Origin of the sequence: Arundinibacter roseus, assembly GCF_004348825.1 — a bacterium.
Classification (GTDB): domain Bacteria; phylum Bacteroidota; class Bacteroidia; order Cytophagales; family Spirosomataceae; genus Arundinibacter; species Arundinibacter roseus.
In genome coordinates, this window is sequence record NZ_SMJU01000038.1 from 1 (window position 1) to 848 (window position 848).

The window sequence follows — 848 nt, forward strand, 5'->3', positions numbered from 1 at the left end:
ACAATTGGCTGAAAAACACCCTGCAAAACATCGCTACGATTAATCATAAAGACATTGCCGATCTGTTTCCGCAAAATTTTAGCAAAGGTCAGTAATTAACTATTATGTAGTTGGTAGGCCGGATACGTTATACTTCAATTTGTTGTATAACTGTAATGATTTCAGGTGTATGGATGTTAGCACACATTATTAAACACAATTCATAATGAATAAAAAGTATCAAATTTTCGTTAGCTCAACTTACGAAGACCTAAAAGAAGAACGTGATTTGGTTATAAAAGCGATTCTCGAAATGGGTCACTTTCCTGTTGGTATGGAAATGTTTAGTGCTGGTGACGAGCAACAATGGGAACTTATTAAAAAGCAAATAGACGATTGCGATTATTATGTTGTAATTTCTGCATTTAGATATGGTTCTTTGGACGGAGACGTAAGTTATACGGAAAAAGAATATGATTACGCAAAGTCCATTGGAGTACCTACTCTTGGTTTTGTAATTAACGAAGGTGTTTCATGGACCGCTTCAAAAGTAGATAAAGATGCTCAAAAAGTTGAAAAACTCCGTTCATTTAAAGAAAAGATTCAGACAAAGCTTGTGAGCTATTGGAATGACAAGAACGACTTATATGGGAAAGTGTCAATTTCATTAATGAAACAGTTTAATACTAATCCTCGAATTGGATGGGTAAAATCCATAGAGTATAATACACCAGAAATTCTCAATAGACTTGTTGCAATGGAAAAATAGTCTTAAATTTGGCACATGAAAATATCGATAAATGATCTAAAAAATGAGCGTCAATGGCGTTCTGCAACCGGACTTAATAAGGAAAGATATATTAAGTTGT

1 protein-coding gene is annotated in these 848 nt (G+C 33.8%); it reads left to right on the forward strand.

Features of this window, described 5'->3' with window-relative positions:
• Positions 1 to 205: 205 nt before the first annotated feature.
• The gene (locus tag EZE20_RS23860; protein WP_132122538.1) at positions 206 to 748 is read left to right on the forward strand and encodes a DUF4062 domain-containing protein; all 543 of its coding nucleotides are present in this window, start codon (positions 206 to 208) and stop codon (positions 746 to 748) included.
• Positions 749 to 848 lie beyond the last annotated feature (100 nt).

Bases quoted from the DNA above. Each gene is read 5' to 3' on its own strand.
- EZE20_RS23860 (WP_132122538.1), top strand. From the start codon at position 206: ATGAATAAAAAGTATCAAATTTTCGTTAGCTCAACTTACGAAGACCTA.